Source organism: Bradyrhizobium dasycarpum, assembly GCF_042019905.1.
Taxonomy (GTDB): Bacteria; Pseudomonadota; Alphaproteobacteria; order Rhizobiales; family Xanthobacteraceae; genus Bradyrhizobium; species Bradyrhizobium japonicum_B.
Map to the genome: position 1 here is coordinate 5,045,528 of NZ_CP169574.1, position 21,116 is coordinate 5,066,643.

Consider the following 21,116-nt stretch of genomic DNA (forward strand, 5'->3'; position numbering starts at 1 on the left):
CTACATCGTCGATCGCGCCAAGGACATGATCATCACCGGCGGGTTCAATGTGTACTCGATAGAGGTCGAGAACGCGCTGCGGGCGCATGAGACGGTACAGGATTGCGCCGTGATCGGGCTGCCGGACGAGAAATGGGGCGAGCGGATCGTCGCCGTGGTGCAGCCCCGCGCCGGGCAAAGCGTCGATCCGACGGCGCTGGCGAGCTTCGTCAAGCAGCGGATCGGCAGCGTCAAGGCACCGAAGCAGATCGAAGTCTGGAACGATCTGCCGCGCTCCAAGGTCGGCAAGGTGCTGAAGCCGGAGATCCGTGCCCGGATGTCGGATCGCTCAGGCCACTAAAGCGCGACGATCGTCATCGCGCTTGAGGTTGTCGTTTGCGCATGTTCTTTCCGGAGAACCGCTGCGCACTTGTCCGGATCACGTCTTGGCAAGCACCTGCCGCGCGAAAAAAAATGCGCGGGCCGCCTTCAGGCATGCCCGCGCATTTGAACTCGTCGGCCGCTCGCGACCGCGTCCGCGTGCTCAGTGCACGCTGACCGCTTGCAGCTCGTTGCTCCAGGCGTTGGCGACCGCGGCTTCGCGGCTGTCGGTCAGCATGATCGGCGTGCCGTCGGCGGCGTGGAGCGCGAAGAGCTTGAGGCCCGGCGCGATTTTCGGCGCTTCGGGAAACAGGCCCGGCACGTCTTCCGAGCGGATCTGCTTCACATAGGCGATATGGCCTTCGCCGAGGGTTGCCAGCGTCTCCGGCGAGACGTTCTTGGCTTCGTATTCGAACGCAACGTGACCTTCACTCATGGTCTCGACTCCTCTGGAACACTAAGCGGTCGAGTCCGCTACTCGTTCCATTATTCGTGCTCATTGATAGCGATTGTCTTAACGATCCTCTCCGGTTCAGGCCGGGCCAGATCGATCGACAACAGCCCGTTCTTCAGATCCGCACCCAGCACCAGCATCCCCTCGGCCAGCACGAAGGTGCGCTGGAAGTGGCGCGCGGCGATGCCGCGATGGATGTATTGCCGGGTCTTGTCGTCCTGCTGACGCCCGCGGATCACGAGCTGGTTTTCCTCAATGGTTACATCGAGTTGGTCGCGCGTAAATCCGGCGACCGCCAGCGTGATGCGCAAGCGCTCGGGCTGGCCGTCCGATCGGTCGCACCGCTCGATATTGTAGGGAGGGTAGCCGTCGGCGCCTTTGACGACGCGGTCGAGCACGCGCTCGATCTCGTCGAAGCCCAGAAGGAACGGACTGGATAACGTGGGAACACGAGACATAGTTTACAAAGTCCTCGCAGAAGCGACTTTGGTGTGTCGGGGCCCGTAGTGGCACCCCTTGATCAGCAATATGGGCACGTTCCCGTGTTGGTTCAAGCAGGTAGCCGGGAGGCTGTGGATGGGCGTCTTGGCCTGTGGCTCCGCCCAACATCGAATGAAGTACGTCCGGTCGTCATGGCCGGGCTTGCCGTCTTCGCTGAAGCTTCGCCGGCCCAACATCGAATGCCCGGCCTTCGCCGCGCCGAAGCGGCTAGGGCCGCGCAGGTGGGAGAAGCCCGGCCATGACGAATTTTGCGAATGAATTTCTCGAACGAAAACAAAGCCCCATCTACTGTGCATGGGGTTGTTTTCGCACTTTTAAGTGGGAGGGCCTCGGAACCCCTCAGGCTTCGAGCCGCTTGCGGCCGTCGCCGCTGAACAAATGCAGCTTGTTGCGCACCGCCGCGACCCGGATTTTCGCGCCGATGGCGGGGGCCTCGGTTCCGGGAATGCGGACGATGATCTCGCCGGGCGGCAGCTCGCCGGGGGTGGCGGCGACGTGCTGCTCTTCCTGCTCGCGGCGGCCGTAGACGAAGGTCTCGGCGCCGACGTGCTCGATCGCTTCCACGGTCAGCGGCAAGGCGACGCCGCCGGCCGGGGTCTGGTCGGTGATGACGAAATCTTCCGGGCGGATGCCGAGGATGCCGGCGTCGGCCGCCGCGCTGCCGGCGAGCTGCGAGCGGATCTCCTCGGGCCGCGTCGACATCAGGTTCATCGGCGGTGCGCCGATGAAGGAGGCGACGAAGGTTGTCGCCGGCTTCTCGTAGATCGCGAGGGGGTTGCCGACCTGCTCGACCTGGCCGCCGTTCATCACGACGAGGATGTCGGCGAGCGTCATCGCCTCGAGCTGGTCGTGGGTGACGTAGATCGAGGTGGTGTTGAGCCGGCGCTGCAATTTGCGGATCTCGACCCGCATGGCGATACGCAGCTTGGCGTCGAGGTTCGACAGCGGCTCGTCGAACAGGAACACCTTCGGCTGGCGCACGATGGCACGGCCCATGGCAACGCGCTGGCGCTGGCCGCCCGAGAGCTGCCGCGGCTTGCGCTCCAGCATCGATGTGAGCTCGAGCACGCGCGCGGCTTGCTCGACGCGGGTCTTGATCTCGGCTTCCGCCATGCCGCGGTTGCGCAGGCCGTAGGCCATGTTGTTGTACACGCTCATATGCGGGTAGAGCGCGTAGTTCTGGAACACCATCGCGATGTCGCGATCGGCCGGCTCGATTCCGTTGACGATGCGGCCGCCGATGTCGATCTCGCCGCCGGTGACGGTCTCGAGGCCCGCGACCATGCGCAGCAAGGTCGACTTGCCGCAGCCGGAAGGGCCGACCAGCACGCAGAACTGTCCGTCGCCGACATCGACGTCGACGCCCTTGATGGCCTCGAAGCCGCCGGGATAGGTCTTGCGGACGTTGCGCAGGGTGACGTTAGCCATGAAAACTCACTTGTTACTTTTCCGTCTCGACCAGACCGCGCACGAACAATTTCTGCATCACGATGACGACGAACACCGGCGGCAGCATCGCCAGCACGGCGGTCGCCATCACGATCGGCCATTCGGTCAGCGCGTCGGTGGTGGTGATCATCTTGCGGATGCCGATCTGGATGGTCTGCATGTCGTCGCGCGTGGTGATCAGCAGCGGCCAGAGATATTGATTCCAGCCGAGGATGAACAGGATGACGAACAGCGCCGCCATGTTGGTGCGCGACAGCGGCAGCAGCGTATCCCAGAAGAAGCGGAAAGGACCTGCGCCGTCGATGCGTGAGGCCTCCAGCAGCTCATCCGGCACGGTCATGAAGAATTGGCGGAACAGCAGCGTCGCCGTGGCCGAGGCGATCAGCGGCAGCGCGAGGCCTGCATAGCTGTCGAGCATGTGCAGGTCGGCGACGATCTTGTAGGTCGGATAGATGCGCACTTCGACCGGCAGCATCAGGGTGATGAAGATCAGCCAGAAGATCGGCATGCGGAACGGGAAGCGGAAATACACGATCGCATAGGCCGAGATGATCGAGATCGCGATCTTGCCGACCGCGATCATCAGCGCCATCACCAGCGAGTTCAGCATCATGTTGCCGACCGGCTCGCGGGTCGAGCCGCTCGTGCCGACGAAGATGGTCTGGTAATAGGTCTGGAGGAAATGGCCGCCGGGCAGCAGCGACATCTGCCCGTTCGCGATCACCGCGTTCTCCTGCGTCGAGGCGATGATGGCGATGTAGACCGGGAACGCGACGATCGCGATCCCGATCCAGAGAATGATGTGGGCGATGTAGCGCCGAAAGCCCTCTTCCTCGACCATCAGTACGTCACCTTGCGTTCGACGAAGCGGAACTGGATTCCGGTGAGCACGATGACCATGACCATCAGGATCACCGATTGCGCTGCCGAGCTGCCGAGATTGCCGCCGAGCAGGCCGTCGGAATAGACCTTGTAGACCAGTGTCTCTGTCGACTTGCCGGGACCGCCGCGGGTCATGGTGTCGATGATGCCGAAGGTGTCGAAGAAGGCGTAGACGATGTTGACGACCAGCAGGAAGAAGATGGTCGGCGACAGCAGCGGGAACGTCACGGTCCAGAACCTTCGCATCGGGCGGGCGCCGTCGATCGCGGCGGCCTCGAGCACGCTGCGCGGGATGCTCTGCAGGCCGGCGAGGAAGAACAGGAAATTGTAGGAGATCTGCTTCCAGGCGGCGGCGAGGATGATCAGAAGCGCGGCCTGATCGCCGTCAAGCAGCGGATTCCAGTCGATGCCGATCGTGCGCAAGTAACGCGCAATCACGCCCAGCGAGGGATGCAGCATGAAGATCCAGAGCACGCCGACGACCGGCGGCGCCACCGCATAGGGCCAGATCAGAAGCGTGCGGTAGAGCATCACGCCGCGCAGCGCTTGTCCGCCATCACGGCGAGCAGCAGTGCAAACGACAGCGACGAGACCGCGATGGCGAACGAGAAGAAGAAGGTGCGCAGGATCGCCTCGAAATAGGCGGGATCCCTGAACAGCTCGACGTAATTCTCGAACCAGACGAAGCTGGTCGACAGGCCGAAGGCGTCCTGCAGCAGGAAGGACTGGATCACGGCCTGCAGGGCCGGCCAATAGAAGAAAATCAGGACGATCGCGAGCTGCGGCGCAACCAGCGCGTACGGCAATAGCTTCGACTGGAAAATGGCTTGCTTTTGCATGATGCCCCGGAGCGGCAGGCCGGGCTCGCCGGCCTGCCGCTGATCGCCTTACTTCACGGCGGTCTTTTCGAACTGCCGCAGCATCGTGTTGCCGCGCTCGACGGCCGAATCCAGCGCCTGCTTGGCGGTCTTCTTGCCGGCCAGCGCCTGCTCGATCTCTTCGGCCCAGACGTCGCGGAGCTGCACCATGTTGCCGAGGCGCAGGCCGCGCGAATTCTCGGTCGGCTCCTTGTTGGTCAGCTCGAGCAGCGGGGTCTCGGATAGGGCTGGTCCTTGTAGAAGCCTTCGGCCTTGGCCTTCTCATAGGCCGCCTTGGTGATCGGCAGATAGCCCGACGATTTGTGGATGTAGACCTGGCGATCGGTATCGGAGAGGAAAGTCAGGAACTTCGCCACACCCTTGTATTCGTCCGCCGACTTGCCGCCCATGATCCAGAGCGAGGCGCCGCCGATGATCGAGTTCTGCGGCGCGCCCTTCACGTCGGGATAATAGGGCATCGGCACCGCGGTGAAGGCGAACTTGGCCTGCGCCTTGACGTTGCCAAAGAAGGCCGACGAGGTCAGGTAGAGCGGGCATTCGCCCGACGTGAAGCGGCCTTCGCCGGTGTTGGTGCGGCCGGCATAATCGTAGGTCTTGTCCTTCTGGAGCTCGACCAGCTTCTCGAGGTGCTTGACCTGGAGCGGCCCGTTGAACTGCAGCACGGTGTCGAAACCGTCGAGGCCGTTGGCCTTGCTGGCGAGCGGCACGTTGTGCCAGGCGGAGAGCTGCTCGAGATTGACCCAGGTCACCCAGGAATTGGAGAAGCCGCAGGTCGCATGGCCGTTGTCGTGCAGCTTCTTGGCGGCGGCGAACACCTCGGGCCAGGTCTTCGGGATCTCGACATTGGCCTTCTTCAGCTCGTCGAGATTGACCCACATCACGGTCGACGACGAGTTGAAGGGGAAGGACAGCATCTCGCCCTTCGAGGTCGAGTAATAGCCGGTGATTGCGGGCAGATAGGCCTTCGGATCGAACTTCTCGCCGGTCTCGGCCATCAGCTTGTAGACCGGCTTCACGGCGCCGGTCGCGGCCATCATGGTGGCGGTGCCGACCTCGAACACCTGCATGATGTGCGGTGCGTTGCCGGCGCGGAACGCCGCGATGCCCGCGTTCATCGTATCGGCGTAGTTGCCCTTGTAGGTCGGGATCACCTTGTAGTCGCTCTGCGCGGTGTTGAAGTCGCTGGCGAGCTTGACGATGACGTCGTTGTTGGCGCCGGTCATCGCGTGCCACCACTGGATTTCGGTCACAGCCAGCGCCGGCGAAGCCGACAAGCCGACCGTGAATGCAAATGCGGCAGCCGCACCAAAATGTCGAAGAGCCATCAAGAATCCTCCCTTGCCCGTCACTAAAGAAGCGCTTGCGCTAGCAGCGCCATATGACGTTCACATGACTGTGTAAGCGGGCGAAACGAAAGCGGCAAGCGCTGGAAAAGGGAAGCCGGAAAATAGGCGGAGACGTGCGGGCAACTTCCGCCGTTCGCGGTGCACTATCGTGCCCGCGCCGCACTGCGGCATTCTTCGTTGGACCGAGGGAGTGCTTCTAGCGCTTGCGGTCGGGGCCGCAGACCGTGCCCTTCTCGACCATCGCGTCGATCTCGGCCTTGGAGTAGCCGAACTCGCCCAGCACCTCGGCTGCGTGCTGGCTGAATTTCGGCGGCAGTCGGCGCAGGCTCGGCTTGCTGCGGTCGAGCCGGATCGGTGAGGCCACGCCCTTGTACCAGTCCTTCTCGATGATATCGCCGCGCGCGATCGTGTGCGGGTTGGTCAGCGCCTGGTCGATCTTCTGCACCGGCCCTGCCGGCAGGCCCGCAGCGAGCAGGCGATTGCACAGCGGCTCGGCCTCGTGCTGGCTGAACACGGCGGCGAGCTCGGCGCGCAGCGCCTCGCGGTTGGCGATGCGGTCCTTGTTGCGGGCAAAGCGCGGGTCGGTGCCGAGCTCGGGCTTGCCGATCTCCTTGGCGAGCTTGCGGAAGGTGCCGTCATTGCCGACGCCGATGAAGATGTTGTCGGTCTTGGTCGGGAAGATCGCGTAAGGCACGAGGTTCGGATGCTCGTTGCCGGTGAGCGACGGCGGCTTGCCATGCATGAAATAGTTCGCGGTGTGCGGATGCATGATGGCGAGGCCGGTCTCGTACAGCGTCGTCTCCAGGAACTGGCCCTTGCCGGAGCGCTGCCGCTCCGACAGCGCCATCAGGATGCCGATCGCCGCATAGAGCCCGGTGGTGATGTCGACCAGGGGCACGCCGATCCGCATCGGCCCGCTCTCGGGCGAGCCGGTCGCGGCGATCATGCCGGTCATGGCCTGGATGATGGCGTCGTAGCCCGGATTGCCGCCGCGCGGACCGTCGGCACCGAAGCCGCAGATCCGGCAATGCACGAGGCGCGGGAATTTCCCGCTGAGGACGTCGTTGCCGATGCCCCATTTCTCCAGCGTGCCAGGCTTGAAATTCTCGATCAGGACGTCGGCCGTCTCCAGCATCTTGAGCAGCACGGCGCGGCCGCCCTCGGAGGCGAGGTCGAGGCCGATCGAGCGCTTGTTGCGGTTGATGCCAACGAAATAGGCCGCGTCCTCCTCGTGGAAGGGAGGCCCCCATTCACGCACCTCGTCGCCGGCGGGCGGCTCGACCTTGATCACGTCGGCGCCGTGGTCGGCGAGGATCTGGGTGCAATACGGGCCGCCGAGCACGCGCGTGAGATCGATGACGCGCAGTCCGCTCATGGCACCTGTGGCGGCTTCAGAACTCATGCCTTCGCTTCCCCTGTGTCGACGTTTGATCACAGGCCTAGCGAGGTTTGCAGGGAGCAGCAATGGCTCCTGGCGTAGGGCCGCATGCGTCGTCGCGTGTCAATGCCGCGGCGTGGCAAATGCGGATTCTGGCGGAAAAGGCCGGCCCGAGGGGGATCCCGGGCCAGCCAATCCGCCGTTCGATCAGACGACCGTCAGGCGAACGTCGACATTGCCGCGGGTGGCGTTGGAATAGGGGCACACCTGGTGGGCCTTCGCGACCAGTGCCTCGGCTTCGGCGCGGGCAAGGCCCGGCAGCGAGACCGCGAGGTCGATATCGAGGCCGAAGCCGCCTTCGGAGCGCGGGCCGATGCCGACGGTTGAGGTGACAGAGGCATCATTCGGAACCTTCGGGCCGCCTTGCGAGGCCACGAACTTCATCGCGCCGATGAAGCAGGCGGCATAGCCGGCCGCGAACAGCTGCTCGGGATTGTTGCCGGCGCCGCCGCCACCGCCGAGCTCCTTAGGCGTGGTGAGCTTGACGTCGAGCGCGCCGTCGAGGGTTGCAGCATGGCCGTCGCGGCCGCCGGTGGCCTTGGCGCTGGTCTTGTAGAGCACGTTCACGGACATCGTCGTCTCCCTGGATTCGATGGGTGGGATGTTTATTGCAAGCAATTTGATTGTGCGCAATTGAAATTGCAGAGCCTCACATTTAATTGTTCGCAATTGAATGTCCCGTCGCGGGGCGTCAGAATGGGGCCAACCCCGGGAGATTCTCCATGCCCCGCAAATCATCGGCAGCGGACGCGCCGCTGCGGCTCGACAACCAGATCTGCTTCGCGGTCTATTCGGCCGCGCATGCCTTCAACCGCGTCTACAAGCCGCTGCTGGACCGGCTCGGGCTGACCTATCCGCAATATCTGGTGATGCTGGTCTTGTGGGAGCGCGACGACGTGCCGGTCAAGGACATCGGCGAGCGGCTGTTCCTGGATTCGGGCACGCTGACGCCGCTGCTGAAACGGCTCGAGGCGGCGCATCTCGTCAAGCGCACCCGCTGCAGCGAGGACGAGCGCCAAGTGTTGATCGCACTGACGGCGCAGGGCCATGCCTTGAAGGACAAAGCCCGCAGCGTGCCACAGTCGATCCTGGCGGCCTCGCACTGCTCGGTGCCGGAACTGGTCGCGATGAAGGACGAGATCGTGGCGCTGCGGGACCGGCTGAATGCGGTGATCGGGGAGTAGGGGGTTAGAGGCGCTTCTTGGCGAAGGCTCGGCCGGACGCTGATTTCAAGTATTTCTCGAATGCGGCGGCCTGCTTCTCGTTGCTGAATGCAACGTAAGTTTTGAGCCGCCAGGGCCCATATTTCGAGGTGTGAGGCACCTCGCCGGCATTATGCTTTGCCAGTCGGGCGCGGAGGTCGTCGGTGATCCCGACATAAAAATGGAGAGAATCGAGGCTCTCAAGAATGTAAACGTACTTCACGGCACGCTCCCCGGTTGTCGAGGAGAGCTTACACCCGGTCTTGTATTGCTGAAGCCCGGGCTTCGCCCTTCGGGCTATGCCGTGGCAGTCGTCGCAACGATGGGTTTGCCGAGCCGAAGCTGAAAGGAGCAATACGGTTGGAGCCCGCCGTCGCCCTTCGGGCTATGGCGTGGCAGCCTTCGCTTGCTTCGCTACGATGGAGCGGAGCTGGCTTGCCGAGCCGAAGCTCGCGAAGCGAGCGAAGGCTGGTGGAGCCAGGCGGGATCGAACCGCCGACCTCTTGCATGCCATGCAAGCGCTCTCCCAGCTGAGCTATGGCCCCTTAGTCCTTAACGAGGTGAATCTGGTGGATCACCCCAACCGGCGAGTCCTGGCGACTCGCGCGGTGCACCCTTTTTCACAGATCAGGACTGATCTCAAGTCTCTTCATCACCTCCGACATCACCAATGATGTCGGTCACGTCCTCATCGCCCTCTTCCTCGTCGGCAATGAAGGTCGAATCATCGTCATCGTCGTCGTCGAGGGTCTCGTCGACCTCGATATCGTCTTCGGACTCGGGCACCACGGCCTTGACCTTGCCGGTGTTCTCCTCGGCGTCCGCTTCCTCGAGCGAAACCTCTTCGACCTCTGCCGGCTCGGGCGCAGCATCCGCTGCCGCCGCGTGCCGGGCTTCGGCGCCGCGGGGCATGCGCGCCGGCGCCACCGGGGCGATCGGCACAACTTCGCCGGTATAGGGCGAGATCACCGGATTCTTGTTGAGGTCATAGAACTTTTTGCCCGTGGTCGGGCAAATACGTTTGGTTCCGAGTTCGGACTTGGCCACGGCAGGAATCCTGGGAATGTCTGAAAAGCGGTGTTTCACTTGGCTAGTTGGCGGCCCGCTGTCAATAGCGCATTACGGGAGAACGACATGCCCGTGACGGCGCGCGGACCATGTGGTACCTGCGCCGCAGTCCCCTCAGGGCTCATCCAAGGACACAATCTTGACTCATTCCGACCATCCGAGGCCGCTGCAGTCTCGCGCCAGCGGACCCCTGACCGGGAAAGTACGGGTGCCCGGCGACAAGTCGATCTCTCACCGTGCGCTGATCCTGGGCGCGCTGGCGGTCGGCGAGACCAGGATTTCGGGCCTGCTGGAAGGCGAGGACGTCCTCAACACCGCCAAATCCATGCAGGCGCTGGGCGCCAGGGTCGAGCGTACCGGCGATTTCACCTGGAAAGTGAACGGGGTGGGCGTCGCGGGCTTCGCCACGCCCAAGGCTACTCTGGATTTCGGCAATTCCGGCACCGGCTGTCGGCTGGTGATGGGCGCCGTCGCCGGCTGCCCGATCTCGGCGATCTTCGACGGCGACGCCTCGCTGCGCAGCCGCCCGATGCGCCGGATCCTCGATCCCCTGGAAAAGATGGGCGCGAAGGTCATCTCCGGGGGAGGGCGGTCGTCTGCCCCTGACCCTGCAGGGCGCGCGCGATCCGCTGCCGATCACCTACACCACCCCGGTCGCATCGGCCCAGATCAAGTCGGCGGTGCTGCTGGCGGGCCTCGCCGCCCCCGGCACCACGACTGTCATCGAGACCGAAGCCAGCCGCGACCACACCGAGCTGATGCTGAAGCATTTCGGTGCCGACATCTCCTCGGCGCGGGAGGGCGTGCATGGCCGCCGTATCACGCTCAAGGGCCAGCCCGAGCTGCACGGCGCCACCGTGGTGGTGCCCGCCGATCCGTCCTCGGCGGCTTTCCCGGTGGTCGCGGCGCTGGTCGTCGAGGGCTCCGATGTCATCCTGTCCGACGTCATGACCAATCCGCTGCGCACCGGCCTGTTCACCACGCTGCGCGAAATGGGCGCCTCGATCGAGGAAAGCGAGGCGCGCGGCGATGCCGGCGAGCCGATGGCGAAACTGCGGGTGCGGGCCTCGAAACTGCGCGGGGTCGAGGTGCCGCCGGAGCGCGCGCCCTCGATGATCGACGAATATCTGGTGCTGGCGGTGGCGGCCTCATTCGCCGAGGGCACCACCATCATGCGCGGCCTGCACGAGCTGCGCGTCAAGGAATCCGATCGGCTGGAGGCCACCGCCGCGATGCTGCGCGTCAACGGCGTGAAGGTCGAGATCTCCGGCGACGATCTGATCGTCGAGGGCCGCGGCCATGTTCCCGGTGGCGGCACCGTCGCCACCCACATGGACCATCGCATCGCGATGTCCGCACTGGTGATGGGCTGCGCCGCCGACCGGCCCGTGACAGTCGACGACACCGCCTTCATCGCCACCAGTTTCCCGGATTTCATTCCGATGATGCGTTCGCTAGGGGCCGAGTTTTCATGATCATCGCCATCGACGGGCCCGCGGCCTCGGGAAAGGGAACGCTCGGCAAGCGGCTTGCGCATCATTACGGCTATCGTCACCTCGATACCGGCGTAATCTACCGCGCGGTGGCCTATGCCCTGATGCAATCAGGTCATGATCTCCGCGATGAGGCGGCGGCCGTACAGGCCGCTCTGGAGCTCGATCCCGAAAAGTTCGGCAATCCCGCGCTGAAGACCCAGAAAGCCGGCGAGGGTGCCTCGATCGTCTCGGCAATCCCGAGAGTTCGTGAGGTCCTGGTCAATTTCCAGCGGCAATTCGCCGCCGATCCGCCCGGCGCGGTGCTGGACGGCCGCGACATTGGAACCGTGATCTGCCCGGACGCCGACGTGAAGATCTTCGTCGTCGCCGACCCCAGGGTCCGCGCCCGCCGCCGTACCATGGAGGCCAGGGCGAGGGGCGAGGAGGCCGACGAGGCCGCCGTGCTCGCCGACATCATCCAGCGCGACGAACGCGACAAGAACCGGCCGATCGCGCCCTTGAAACCGGCCCCGGATGCTTACTTGCTAGATAACTCCCAACTGGATATAGAAGGCGGCGTCCGGGCCGCCATCGACATTATCGAGGCCGTCCGAGCGGGCCGGTCGCGGGGTTAAGCCGCAGCCGTCATTGGAGGAAGTGCCCGCTCCCGCTCTTTGAGGTCGATACGTCAGGCCCCTCGTTTCGGGACCGGCACGATCCAGGCTCCGGACACAAGATTTCCACGTATCGAACGCGCGGGCCTCAGCCGGCCCGCTTCCGCTGTTTCGGCGTCGAGCCGGTGCAGCGAGCGGTCGCTCGAAGGTTCTGCGGACCTTCCGACACTGCGCGTGCGGTACGCCCATGAACCCAACGGCCGGCATACTTCCGCAATTGGAGAACAAATGGCTTCGACTTCTGCTGATACCTATAGCCCGTCGCGCGACGATTTCGCTGCGATGCTCGACGAGTCCTTCGCAGGCGGCAACCTGCAGGAAAGCTCCGTCATCAAGGGCAAGGTGGTTGCAATTGAAAAGGACATGGCCGTCATCGACGTCGGCCTGAAGACCGAGGGCCGCGTCGCCCTGCGCGAATTTTCCGGCCCCGGCCGTGACAGTGAACTGAAGGTCGGCGACGAGGTGGAAGTGTTCCTCGATCGTATCGAGAACGCCCTCGGCGAAGCCGTGCTGTCGCGCGACAAGGCGCGCCGCGAAGAGAGCTGGGGCAAGCCTCGAGAAGGCGTTCCAGAACAACGAGAAGGTCAACGGCGTCATCTTCAACCAGGTCAAGGGCGGCTTCACCGTCGACCTCGACGGTGCCGTGGCCTTCCTGCCGCGCTCGCAGGTCGACATCCGTCCGATCCGCGACGTTGCACCGCTGATGAACAACTCGCAGCCGTTCCAGATCCTCAAGATGGATCGCCGCCGCGGCAACATCGTGGTGTCGCGCCGCACCGTGCTGGAAGAGACCCGCGCCGAGCAGCGCCAGGAGCTGGTGCAGAACCTCGAAGAGGGTCAGGTCATCGACGGCGTGGTCAAGAACATCACCGACTACGGTGCGTTCGTCGATCTCGGCGGCATCGATGGCCTGCTGCACGTCACCGACATCGCGTGGCGCCGCGTCAACCACCCAACCGAGGTGCTCTCGATCGGCCAGACCGTGAAGGTCAAGATCATCAAGATCAACCACGAGACGCACCGCATCTCGCTGGGCATGAAGCAGCTGCTGGACGATCCGTGGCAGGGCATCGAAGCCAAGTACCCGCTGGGTGCCCGCTTCACCGGCCGCGTCACCAACATCACCGACTACGGTGCGTTCGTCGAGCCTCGAGCCGGGCATCGAAGGCCTGATCCACGTCTCCGAGATGTCGTGGACCAAGAAGAACATGCACCCCGGCAAGATCGTTTCGACCTCGCAGGAAGTCGAAGTGCAGGTGCTGGAAGTCGATTCCGTCAAGCGCCGCATCTCGCTCGGCCTCAAGCAGACCATGCGCAACCCCTGGGAGGTCTTCGTCGAAGGTCACCCGACCGGTTCGGTGGTCGAGGGCGAAGTCAAGAACAAGACCGAGTTCGGTCTGTTCCTGGGCCTCGAGGGCGACGTCGACGGCATGGTCCATCTCTCCGATCTCGACTGGAAGCTTCCGGGCGAGCAGGTGATCGACAACTACAAGAAGGGCGACATGGTGAAGGCCGTGGTGCTCGATGTGGACGTCGAGAAGGAGCGCATCTCGCTCGGCATCAAGCAGCTCGAAGGCGACCCCTTCGCCGAGCCGGGCGATGTCAAGAAGGGCGCGGTCGTGACCTGCGAAGTGCTCGAAGTGAAGGACAGCGGTATCGAGGTGAAGATCGCCGGTACCGACTTCTCGACCTTCATCAAGCGCTCCGAGCTTGCCCGTGACCGCAACGACCAGCGCGCCGAACGCTTCGCCGTCGGCGAGAAGGTCGATGCCCGCGTGATCCAGTTCGACAAGAAGGCCCGCAAGGTCCAGGTGTCGATCAAGGCGCTCGAAGTCGCCGAAGAGAAGGAAGCCATCGCGCAATACGGCTCCTCCGATTCGGGTGCGACGCTCGGCGACATCCTGGGCACCGCGCTCAAGAACCGCGACAGCAAGTAAGCGAAACGTTCGTTTCGCTGACATCGAAGCCCCGGCGCGAGCCGGGGCTTTTTTGTTGGGGCGGCATTCTGCGCTGTCGAATGGGCGTCTCGCGTCACACGCCTTCCTGCGGTTATGGATCCCCGCGTTCGCGGGGATGACGAGGGAGTTCGAGGCGGCTTGCGGGGTTGACGAGGCCTTGTTTTCTTCAAATTGCGCCGCAATTGATGTATCCAGATAAGCCGTTGGTCACGCCGTGACGGCACAACGCGTCCAGTCTTTCATTTGGAGATATTCCGATGTCGCTCGATTCGGACATCATCGTCGATCGCCGCCGGATTCGTCGCAAGCTGACGTTCTGGCGCGTCGTGGCCGCGCTGATCGCGATCGCGGCGATCGCAAGCGCTGCGCTGATTGCGACACCCGGCGCGCGGGGTAGCTTCGTATCCGCCGGCTCGATCGCGCGGGTTCAGATCGAGGGCCTGATCCGCAGCGATTCCGATCGCACGCAGGCGCTGGAACGGCTGGAGAATTCGCAGGCCGCCGCCGTCATCGTTCACATCAACTCGCCGGGCGGCACCACCGCCGGCTCCGAGCAGCTCTACGATTCGCTGGTCCGGCTGAAGGCGAAGAAGCCGCTCGTCGTGGTGGTGGAGGGCCTGGCTGCCTCCGGCGGCTACATCACGGCGATCGCGAGCGATCACATCATCGCCCAGCAGAGCTCGCTGGTCGGATCGATCGGCGTACTGTTCCAATATCCCAACGTCAGCGAGCTGCTGAAGACCATCGGCGTCAAGGTCGAGGAGGTGAAGTCGTCGCCGCTGAAGGCCGCGCCGAACGGTTTCGAGCCGACCAGCCCCGAAGCACGGGCCGCCCTCGATGCGCTGGTGAAGGATTCCTACGCCTGGTTCAGGGGATTGGTGAAGGATCGGCGTGGCATGGATGACACGCAGCTCGAGAAAGTGGCCGACGGCCGCGTCTTCACCGGACGCCAGGCGATCGCCCTCAAGCTGATCGACCAGATCGGCGACGAGAAGACGGCAGTGTCCTGGCTCGTCGAGCACAAGAGCGTCAAGAAGGGTCTGCGGGTACGCGACTACAAGCTCCAGCCCCGTTTTGGCGATCTGACGTTCCTCAAGACGGCGGCCGCCGTTACGCTGGAAGCGCTTGGTTTGAGCTCGATTGCGCATCAAATCGGGCAAACCGGCGTCGCGCAGGCGGTCGATCGGTTCGGAATGGACGGAATGCTGGCCCTGTGGCAACCGGCCACCTCAAACTGAGGTGTCTAGGCGAGCTTCCCAAGGCTTTCCCGCCTGACGAGCATCGGGACAGCCCGCTTTTTCGGCATTTGTCACGCATTTTCACGACGCTCAACCTTGATTTAGCGTCTTGACAGATCAAGGTATTTTCACGGAAATGGTCATCCGCACGCTCCCGGGTCCTATCTCTCGATGATCAAATCCGAACTTGTTCAGCGTATCGCCGAGCACAACCCGCATCTGTACCAGCGGGATGTCGAGAACATTGTGAATGCGATTCTCGAAGAGATCGTAGCGGCCCTTGCGCGCGGCGATCGCGTCGAGCTGCGCGGCTTCGGCGCCTTCTCGGTCAAGCATCGCCCCGCACGCGCCGGGCGTAATCCGCGTACCGGCGCACATGTGCCCGTCGATCAGAAGAGCGTTCCGTTCTTCAAGACCGGCAAGGAAATGCGCGAGCGGCTGAACCGCGACCATCCGGATCCCGGCGCGGCGGACTGAGCCGGCCGGGGTTGTCTGCGGTCGCGCATGACGCGGCCGCGAGCTTGATTCAAGGCGAGCGAAGCGAGATGCGAAAGTTCCTGACCGCGCTGATCGTCATTCCGCTGGGCCTGATCCTGGTGGCGTTTGCTGTCGCCAACCGGCATTTCGTCACGGTCTCGTTCGATCCCTTCATTGCGGACGATCCGTCATTGTCGATCACCCTGCCGCTGTTCCTGCTGCTGATCCTGGTGGCGGCCATCGGGGTCTTCGCGGGCGGCTGTGCCGTTTGGTTCGGCCAGCGGCACTGGCGGCGCTCCGCGCGCCGGCACGAGGCGGAGGCCCGGGCCGCCAGGGGCGAACTGGCCGATCTGCGGGCCCAGGCGGCCGCGGCAAGGCCCGAATCCCAGCGCCTTCCCGCCCCGATCGGGGTGGGGCTCTACGGGCCCATCGGGCGAGACAAGCAGCGCGCGACGTTGTAGAAGCGGCCGCAACGCAAAACCCCTTTTTTCCGGCCGCCAGCTTGCGGTCTTCATTTGCCTTGAGATCATGTCCCTGCTCGTCAAGATCTGCGGCCTGTCCACGCGCGAGACGCTTCAAACGGCGCTCGCCGCGGGTGCGGATATGGTGGGCTTCGTGTTCTTCCCGCCGTCGCCGCGGCACCTGTCCCTTGAGCTCGGCCGCGAGCTCGGCCGCCAGGTCGAGGGACGCGCGCTCAAGGTGGCGCTTACCGTCGATGCCGATGATGCCACGCTCGACAACATCATGGACGCGCTGTCGCCGGACATTTTCCAGCTCCACGGCAAGGAAAGCGTCGCGCGGCTGCGCGACATCAAGCAGCGGTTCGGCCGCCCGGTGATGAAGGCGCTGCCGGTCGAGACGGGAGCCGATCTCGCCGTGTTGCCGGGCTATGCCGCGGTCGCCGACCGCATCCTGTTCGACGCGAGGCCTCCGAAAGACGCGACGCGACCGGGCGGGCTCGGCGCGCCGTTCGATTGGCACCTGCTGCAAAACCTTGAGCTCGCGCTGCCGTATATGGTTTCGGGCGGCCTGCATGCCGCGAACATCGCCGTAGCCGTTCGCCTGACCCGCGCCGGCGGCGTCGATGTGTCCTCCGGGGTGGAGAGCGCTCCCGGTGTGAAGGATCCGGAGATGATCAAAGCCTTCATCCGCGCCGCGCGCGCCATTCAAGAGCCGAACGTCAGAGAGTTGAGCGTCCGATGAACATCGCCAAGCCAAATTCCTACCGCAGCGGCCCCGACGAGCGCGGCCATTTCGGCATTTTCGGCGGCCGCTTCGTCGCTGAAACGCTGATGCCGCTGATCCTCGATCTGGAGAAGGCCTATACCGAGGCCAAGGCCGATCCGGCGTTCCAGGCCGAGATGAACGGCTATCTCAAGAACTATGTCGGCCGGCCCTCGCCGCTCTATTTCGCCGAACGCCTGACGGAGCATCTCGGCGGCGCCAAGATCTACCTCAAGCGCGAGGAGCTCAACCACACCGGCTCCCACAAGGTGAACAACGTGCTCGGCCAGATCATGCTGGCGCGGCGCATGGGCAAGAAGCGCATCATCGCCGAGACTGGCGCGGGCCAGCACGGCGTCGCCACCGCGACGTTGTGCGCGCGCTTCGGCCTGGAATGCGTGGTCTATATGGGCGCCGTCGACGTCGAGCGGCAGCAGCCCAACGTCATCCGCATGGAGATGCTGGGCGCCAAGGTGATGCCGGTGCAGTCGGGCACGCGCACGCTGAAGGACGCCATGAATGAGGCGCTGCGCGACTGGGTCACCAACGTGCACAACACCTTCTACTGCATCGGCACGGTGGCGGGACCGCACCCCTATCCGACGCTGGTGCGCGATTTCCAGTCGATCATCGGCAACGAGACCAAGGCGCAGATGCAGGAGATCGAAGGCCGACTGCCGGATTCCCTGGTCGCCTGCATCGGCGGTGGCTCGAACGCCATGGGCCTGTTCCACCCGTTCCTCGACGACCCCTCCGTCGAAATTTTCGGCGTCGAGGCTGCCGGTCACGGCCTGACGCAGCTGCATGCGGCCTCGATCGCGGGCGGCCGTCCCGGCGTGCTGCACGGCAACCGCACCTATCTCCTGATGGACGCCGACGGCCAGATCCAGGACGCCCATTCGATCTCGGCCGGCCTCGATTATCCCGGCATCGGGCCCGAGCATTCCTGGCTGCACGAGGTCGGCCGCGTGAATTACCTGTCCGCGACCGACGACGAGGCGCTGGCCGCCTTCCAGCTGCTCTCGAAGCTCGAAGGCATCATCCCCGCGCTCGAACCCGCGCATGCCATCGCCAAGGTGATGGAGCTCGCGCCCAAGCGGCCGCAAGACCACCTGATGGTCGTCAACCTCTCTGGCCGCGGCGACAAGGACGTCCCGCAGGTCGGCGACATCCTGAGGGGCAAGAAGTGACCACGCGTATCGACACTCGCTTTGCCGAGCTGAAAAAGCAGGGCCGCGCGGCCTTCGTGACCTTCCTGATGGCCGGCGATCCCGATCCCGCGACCTCGCTCGAGATCATCAAGGCGTTGCCGAAATCGGGCGCCGACGTGATCGAGATCGGGATGCCCTTCACCGATCCGATGGCCGACGGTCCGTCGATCCAGGCCGCAGGCCTGCGTGCGCTGAAGGCCGGCATGACGCTGAGGAAGACGCTGGAGCTGGTGCGCGGCTTCCGCAAGGACGACAATGCCACGCCGATCGTGCTGATGGGTTATTACAACCCGATCTACATTTACGGCGTCGACAAATTCCTCGTCGATGCCAAGGCCGCCGGCGTCGACGGCCTCATCATCGTCGATCTGCCGCCGGAGGAGGACGAGGAGCTCTGCCTGCCCGCGATGAAGGCGGGTCTCAACTTCATCCGCCTGGCGACGCCGACCACCGACGACAAGCGCCTGCCGGCGGTGCTCGCCAACACGTCCGGCTTCGTCTACTACGTCTCCATCACCGGCATCACCGGTGCTGCGGCCGCGGACTCTTCGGCAGTCAGCGAGGCTGTGGCTCGCATCAAGCGGCACACCAAGCTGCCGGTCTGCGTCGGCTTCGGCATCCGCACGCCGGAGACTGCGCGTGCCATTGCTTCCCATGCCAACGGCGCCGTTGTCGGCACCGCGCTGGTCGATGCGCTCAAGAACAGCCTCGATGCCGAGGGACGGGCGACCGCCAAAACCGTTAACGCGGTCGCCGAGTTGACGGCGGCCCTGGCCCAGGGCGTCAAGGGCGCGCAACAGGCGGCGGAATAGGCCATAATCTCTTTAGTTTGAGCATGATCTTGTCGGAAAACCGCTTCACACTTTTCCGGATCATGCTCTAACGCGGGCGACACGGCGGCTTGCCGGGCGGAGGTCCGGCCGCCATATATCCTTTCAGGCGGCCCTCCGCGGGTTCGCACATCGGAGCAAACCATGAACTGGCTTACCAATGTGGTCCGGCCGAAGATCCGTAACATGCTGCGGCGGGAGACGCCGGAGAATCTCTGGATCAAGTGCCCGGATTCCGGACAGCTCGTGTTCTACAAGGACGTCGAGGCCAACCAGTTCGTCATCCCCGGCTCGAACTACCACATGCGCATGGGCGCCGTGGCGCGTCTGAAGTCGATCTTCGACAACGAGACCTGGTTCGACGTCGCGCTGCCCGAGGTGACGCCCGACCCGCTCAAGTTCCGCGACGAGAAGAAATACGTCGACCGCATCAAGGACGCGCGGGCGCGGACCAATCTCAACGACGCGATCAAGGTCGGCTACGGCAAGCTCGAAGGCTCGGCCGTCGTCGTCGCCGTGCAGGATTTCGACTTCATGGGCGGCTCGCTCGGCATGGCAGCCGGCGAAGCCATTGTGCGCGGGATGGAGCTTGCGGTCGAGAAGAACTCGCCCTTCATCGTGTTCGCCGCATCCGGCGGTGCGCGCATGCAGGAGGGCATCCTGTCGCTGATGCAGATGCCGCGCACGACGGTCGCGGTCCAGATGCTGCGTGAGGCCAAGCTGCCCTACATCGTCGTGCTGACCAATCCCACCACCGGCGGCGTCACCGCGTCCTACGCGATGCTGGGCGACGTGCAGATCGCCGAGCCCGGCGCGCTGATCGGCTTTGCCGGCGCGCGCGTGATCGAGCAGACCATTCGTGAAAAGCTTCCCGAGGGTTTCCAGCGCGCCGAGTACCTCAAGGAGCACGGCATGGTCGACATGGTCGTGCATCGCCACGAGCTGCGCCCGACCCTGGCGCGGCTCTGCCGCCTGCTGACCAAGGCGCCGGCGCAGGAGGGCGCATCGAAGCCGACGCAGGCTGTCACCAGCCCGGCACAGATCGTATCGGCCGCTGAGACGGCGCCGGCTGCGCCCCACGCGTGAACGCGTCTCCGGACAGCACGAAGACGCCGCTCGGCGAGTTGATCGGGCGGCTGTCGGTCCTGCATCAGAAACGCATTGATCTGGGCCTTGAGCGGATGCACCGGCTGCTCGAACGACTCGGGCATCCTGAAAGCAGGCTGCCGCCGGTGATCCACATCGCCGGCACCAATGGCAAGGGCTCGACGCTGGCCTATCTGCGCGCGACGCTGGAGGCCGCGGGCCTGCGCGTCCACGCCTATACCTCGCCCTATCTCGTCCGCATCAACGAGTGTTTTCGGCTCGGCCGCGTGGGCGGCGGCGTGCTGGTCGGTGACGATGAGTTGCGCGCCGCGCTGGAAGAGGTCGAGCGCGTCAATGCCGGCGAAGCCGCGACCTTGTTCGAGCTGAAGACGGCAGCCGCCTTTCATTTGTTCGCGCAGAACCCGGCCGACGTGGTGCTGCTCGAAGTCGGCCTCGGCGGCCGGCTCGACTCGACCAACGTCATCGACGTTCCGGCGGCGTGCGTGATCACGCCCGTCAGCATGGATCACATGGACTTTCTCGGCGATACGTTGACCTCGATTGCCGGCGAGAAGGCCGCGATCATCAAGCGCGGCGTGCCGGTGATCTGCGCGGAGCAGACGCCGGACGCGATGGCCGTGATCGAGGCGCAAGCCAAGCGCATGCGTGCGCCGCTGTTTGCCGCCAACGAGAGCTGGCACGTCAATGTCGAGCGCGGCCGTCTGGTCTATTCCGACGACCGCGGCCTGATGGATCTCCCGGCGCCGCGTCTGTTCGGCCGCCACCAATTCGCCAATGCCGGGCTCGCCATCGCGACGCTGCGGGCGATCCCCGATCTTAAGGTGAGCCACGCCGCGTTCGAGGCCGGCATTGTCGGTGCCGAATGGCCGGCGCGGATGCAGCGCATCACCTCGGGTGAGCTGCTGTCCTGGGGTCCGCAGGGATCCGAGATCTGGCTCGACGGCGGCCACAATGCCGAGGGCGGCCGCGTCGCGGCCGCCGCGCTCGGCGATCTGGAAGAGCGGGTGTCGCGGCCGCTGGTGGTCATCGCCGGCATGATGGCCAACAAGGACGCGCAAGGGTTTTTGGCCAATTTCGCCGGCCTCACCCGTCACATCATCGCGGTGCCGATTCCCGACACCGAGAACGCGATGCCGGTGGACCGCCTCGCGGATGCCGCGCGCAGCCTCGGCATGCGCGTCGAGATCGCGCCTGGAATCGAGGCCGCGCTGCGTGCATTGGCGAAACTGGCCTACGAGGTGCCGCCGCGCATCCTGATTACCGGCTCGCTGTATCTGGCCGGTCATGTGCTGGCCATCAACGGCACGCCGCCCGCATGATGTCTGTTGTCCCGGACGCGGTGCA

At 64.5% G+C, this 21,116-nt stretch carries 19 protein-coding genes, 1 tRNA gene and 4 pseudogenes; 13 read left to right on the forward strand and 11 right to left on the reverse strand.

The genetic code is table 11. The annotated features are described in order from the left end of the window. Positions 1–25: 25 nt before the first annotated feature. Positions 26–340 carry a hypothetical protein gene (locus tag ACETMP_RS24180; protein WP_375161980.1) on the forward strand — a complete coding sequence of 105 codons (315 nt, stop codon included), beginning with the start codon at positions 26–28 and terminating at the stop codon, positions 338–340. Positions 341–523: 183 nt separating this feature from the next. On the opposite strand, the gene ACETMP_RS24185 is transcribed toward ACETMP_RS24180, so the two are convergent. From ACETMP_RS24185 to ACETMP_RS24220, 8 genes and pseudogenes are all read right to left on the reverse strand, one after another. Beyond that, on the reverse strand, positions 524–796 hold the full coding sequence (locus tag ACETMP_RS24185; protein ID WP_011083553.1) for a DUF1150 domain-containing protein: 273 nt from the start codon (positions 794–796) through the stop codon (positions 524–526). 50 nt (positions 797–846) lie between these two features. Then, the gene (locus ACETMP_RS24190) at positions 847–1,272 is read right to left on the reverse strand and encodes an Hsp20 family protein (RefSeq protein ID WP_011083554.1); all 426 of its coding nucleotides are present in this window, start codon (positions 1,270–1,272) and stop codon (positions 847–849) included. Between the two features lie 382 nt (positions 1,273–1,654). After that, positions 1,655–2,743: a sn-glycerol-3-phosphate import ATP-binding protein UgpC gene (locus ACETMP_RS24195; protein ID WP_375158142.1), complete on the reverse strand. Its 1,089-nt coding sequence runs from the start codon at positions 2,741–2,743 to the stop codon at positions 1,655–1,657. Positions 2,744–2,756: 13 nt separating this feature from the next. Next, entirely contained in the window at positions 2,757–3,605 is an 849-nt protein-coding gene (gene ugpE / locus ACETMP_RS24200) for a sn-glycerol-3-phosphate ABC transporter permease UgpE (protein WP_375158143.1), read from the reverse strand. After that, positions 3,605–4,485, reverse strand: a pseudogene (gene ugpA / locus ACETMP_RS24205) (sn-glycerol-3-phosphate ABC transporter permease UgpA). The gene ugpE and the pseudogene ugpA overlap by 1 nt, the downstream one beginning before the upstream one ends. 48 nt (positions 4,486–4,533) lie before the next feature. Further along, positions 4,534–5,849 (reverse strand): annotated as a pseudogene (ugpB, locus tag ACETMP_RS24210) (sn-glycerol-3-phosphate ABC transporter substrate-binding protein UgpB). 217 nt (positions 5,850–6,066) lie between these two features. Then, a complete protein-coding gene (locus tag ACETMP_RS24215) occupies positions 6,067–7,272 on the reverse strand; it encodes a CaiB/BaiF CoA transferase family protein (RefSeq protein WP_375158144.1) in 1,206 nt (401 codons plus the stop codon). A 183-nt stretch (positions 7,273–7,455) separates the two neighbouring features. Next, positions 7,456–7,881 carry an organic hydroperoxide resistance protein gene (locus tag ACETMP_RS24220; RefSeq protein WP_135163608.1) on the reverse strand — a complete coding sequence of 142 codons (426 nt, stop codon included), beginning with the start codon at positions 7,879–7,881 and terminating at the stop codon, positions 7,456–7,458. Positions 7,882–8,030: 149 nt separating this feature from the next. Between ACETMP_RS24220 and ACETMP_RS24225 the strand changes: the two genes are divergently transcribed. Next, the gene (locus ACETMP_RS24225) at positions 8,031–8,492 is read left to right on the forward strand and encodes a MarR family winged helix-turn-helix transcriptional regulator (protein ID WP_375158145.1); all 462 of its coding nucleotides are present in this window, start codon (positions 8,031–8,033) and stop codon (positions 8,490–8,492) included. Positions 8,493–8,496: 4 nt separating this feature from the next. Here the strand turns inward: ACETMP_RS24225 and ACETMP_RS24230 are convergent, their stop codons facing one another. From ACETMP_RS24230 to ACETMP_RS24240, 3 genes are all read right to left on the reverse strand, one after another. After that, the gene (locus ACETMP_RS24230) at positions 8,497–8,733 is read right to left on the reverse strand and encodes a GIY-YIG nuclease family protein (RefSeq protein WP_375158146.1); all 237 of its coding nucleotides are present in this window, start codon (positions 8,731–8,733) and stop codon (positions 8,497–8,499) included. A 246-nt stretch (positions 8,734–8,979) separates the two neighbouring features. Then, a tRNA-Ala gene (locus ACETMP_RS24235) sits at positions 8,980–9,055 on the reverse strand. A gap of 94 nt (positions 9,056–9,149) precedes the next feature. After that, on the reverse strand, positions 9,150–9,557 hold the full coding sequence (locus ACETMP_RS24240; RefSeq protein ID WP_237871855.1) for a TIGR02300 family protein: 408 nt from the start codon (positions 9,555–9,557) through the stop codon (positions 9,150–9,152). Between the two features lie 160 nt (positions 9,558–9,717). Between ACETMP_RS24240 and aroA the strand changes: the two are divergent. The 11 genes and pseudogenes from aroA to ACETMP_RS24295 all read left to right on the forward strand — a co-directional run bounded on the left by aroA (position 9,718) and on the right by ACETMP_RS24295 (position 21,091). Then, positions 9,718–11,053: pseudogene (aroA, locus tag ACETMP_RS24245) on the forward strand (3-phosphoshikimate 1-carboxyvinyltransferase). After that, positions 11,050–11,688 carry a (d)CMP kinase gene (cmk, locus tag ACETMP_RS24250; protein WP_126256969.1) on the forward strand — a complete coding sequence of 213 codons (639 nt, stop codon included), beginning with the start codon at positions 11,050–11,052 and terminating at the stop codon, positions 11,686–11,688. Before aroA ends, cmk begins: the two are co-directional and overlap by 4 nt. Positions 11,689–11,955: 267 nt before the next feature. Beyond that, positions 11,956–13,664 (forward strand): annotated as a pseudogene (gene rpsA / locus ACETMP_RS24255) (30S ribosomal protein S1). A 278-nt stretch (positions 13,665–13,942) separates the two neighbouring features. After that, positions 13,943–14,923, forward strand: a complete 981-nt coding sequence (gene sppA / locus ACETMP_RS24260) for a signal peptide peptidase SppA (protein ID WP_375158147.1) — start codon at positions 13,943–13,945, stop codon at positions 14,921–14,923. Between the two features lie 171 nt (positions 14,924–15,094). Then, entirely contained in the window at positions 15,095–15,400 is a 306-nt protein-coding gene (locus ACETMP_RS24265; protein WP_008539997.1) for an integration host factor subunit beta, read from the forward strand. Positions 15,401–15,468: 68 nt separating this feature from the next. Beyond that, positions 15,469–15,861 (forward strand): lipopolysaccharide assembly protein LapA domain-containing protein, encoded by a 393-nt coding sequence (locus tag ACETMP_RS24270; protein ID WP_028133607.1) that lies wholly within the window; start codon positions 15,469–15,471, stop codon positions 15,859–15,861. Between the two features lie 67 nt (positions 15,862–15,928). Further along, on the forward strand, positions 15,929–16,603 hold the full coding sequence (locus ACETMP_RS24275) for a phosphoribosylanthranilate isomerase (RefSeq protein WP_375158148.1): 675 nt from the start codon (positions 15,929–15,931) through the stop codon (positions 16,601–16,603). Continuing rightward, complete coding sequence (trpB, locus tag ACETMP_RS24280) at positions 16,600–17,814, forward strand: tryptophan synthase subunit beta (RefSeq protein WP_028133609.1); 1,215 nt, start codon at positions 16,600–16,602, stop codon at positions 17,812–17,814. Before ACETMP_RS24275 ends, trpB begins: the two co-directional genes overlap by 4 nt. Next, positions 17,811–18,647, forward strand: coding sequence for a tryptophan synthase subunit alpha (gene trpA / locus ACETMP_RS24285; protein ID WP_028133610.1), 837 nt, complete (start codon positions 17,811–17,813; stop codon positions 18,645–18,647). Before trpB ends, trpA begins: the two co-directional genes overlap by 4 nt. A gap of 162 nt (positions 18,648–18,809) precedes the next feature. Continuing rightward, positions 18,810–19,751, forward strand: coding sequence for an acetyl-CoA carboxylase, carboxyltransferase subunit beta (accD, locus tag ACETMP_RS24290; RefSeq protein ID WP_375158149.1), 942 nt, complete (start codon positions 18,810–18,812; stop codon positions 19,749–19,751). Further along, entirely contained in the window at positions 19,748–21,091 is a 1,344-nt protein-coding gene (locus ACETMP_RS24295; protein ID WP_375158150.1) for a bifunctional folylpolyglutamate synthase/dihydrofolate synthase, read from the forward strand. The genes accD and ACETMP_RS24295 overlap by 4 nt, the downstream gene beginning before the upstream one ends. The last annotated feature ends 25 nt before the right edge of the window (positions 21,092–21,116 follow it).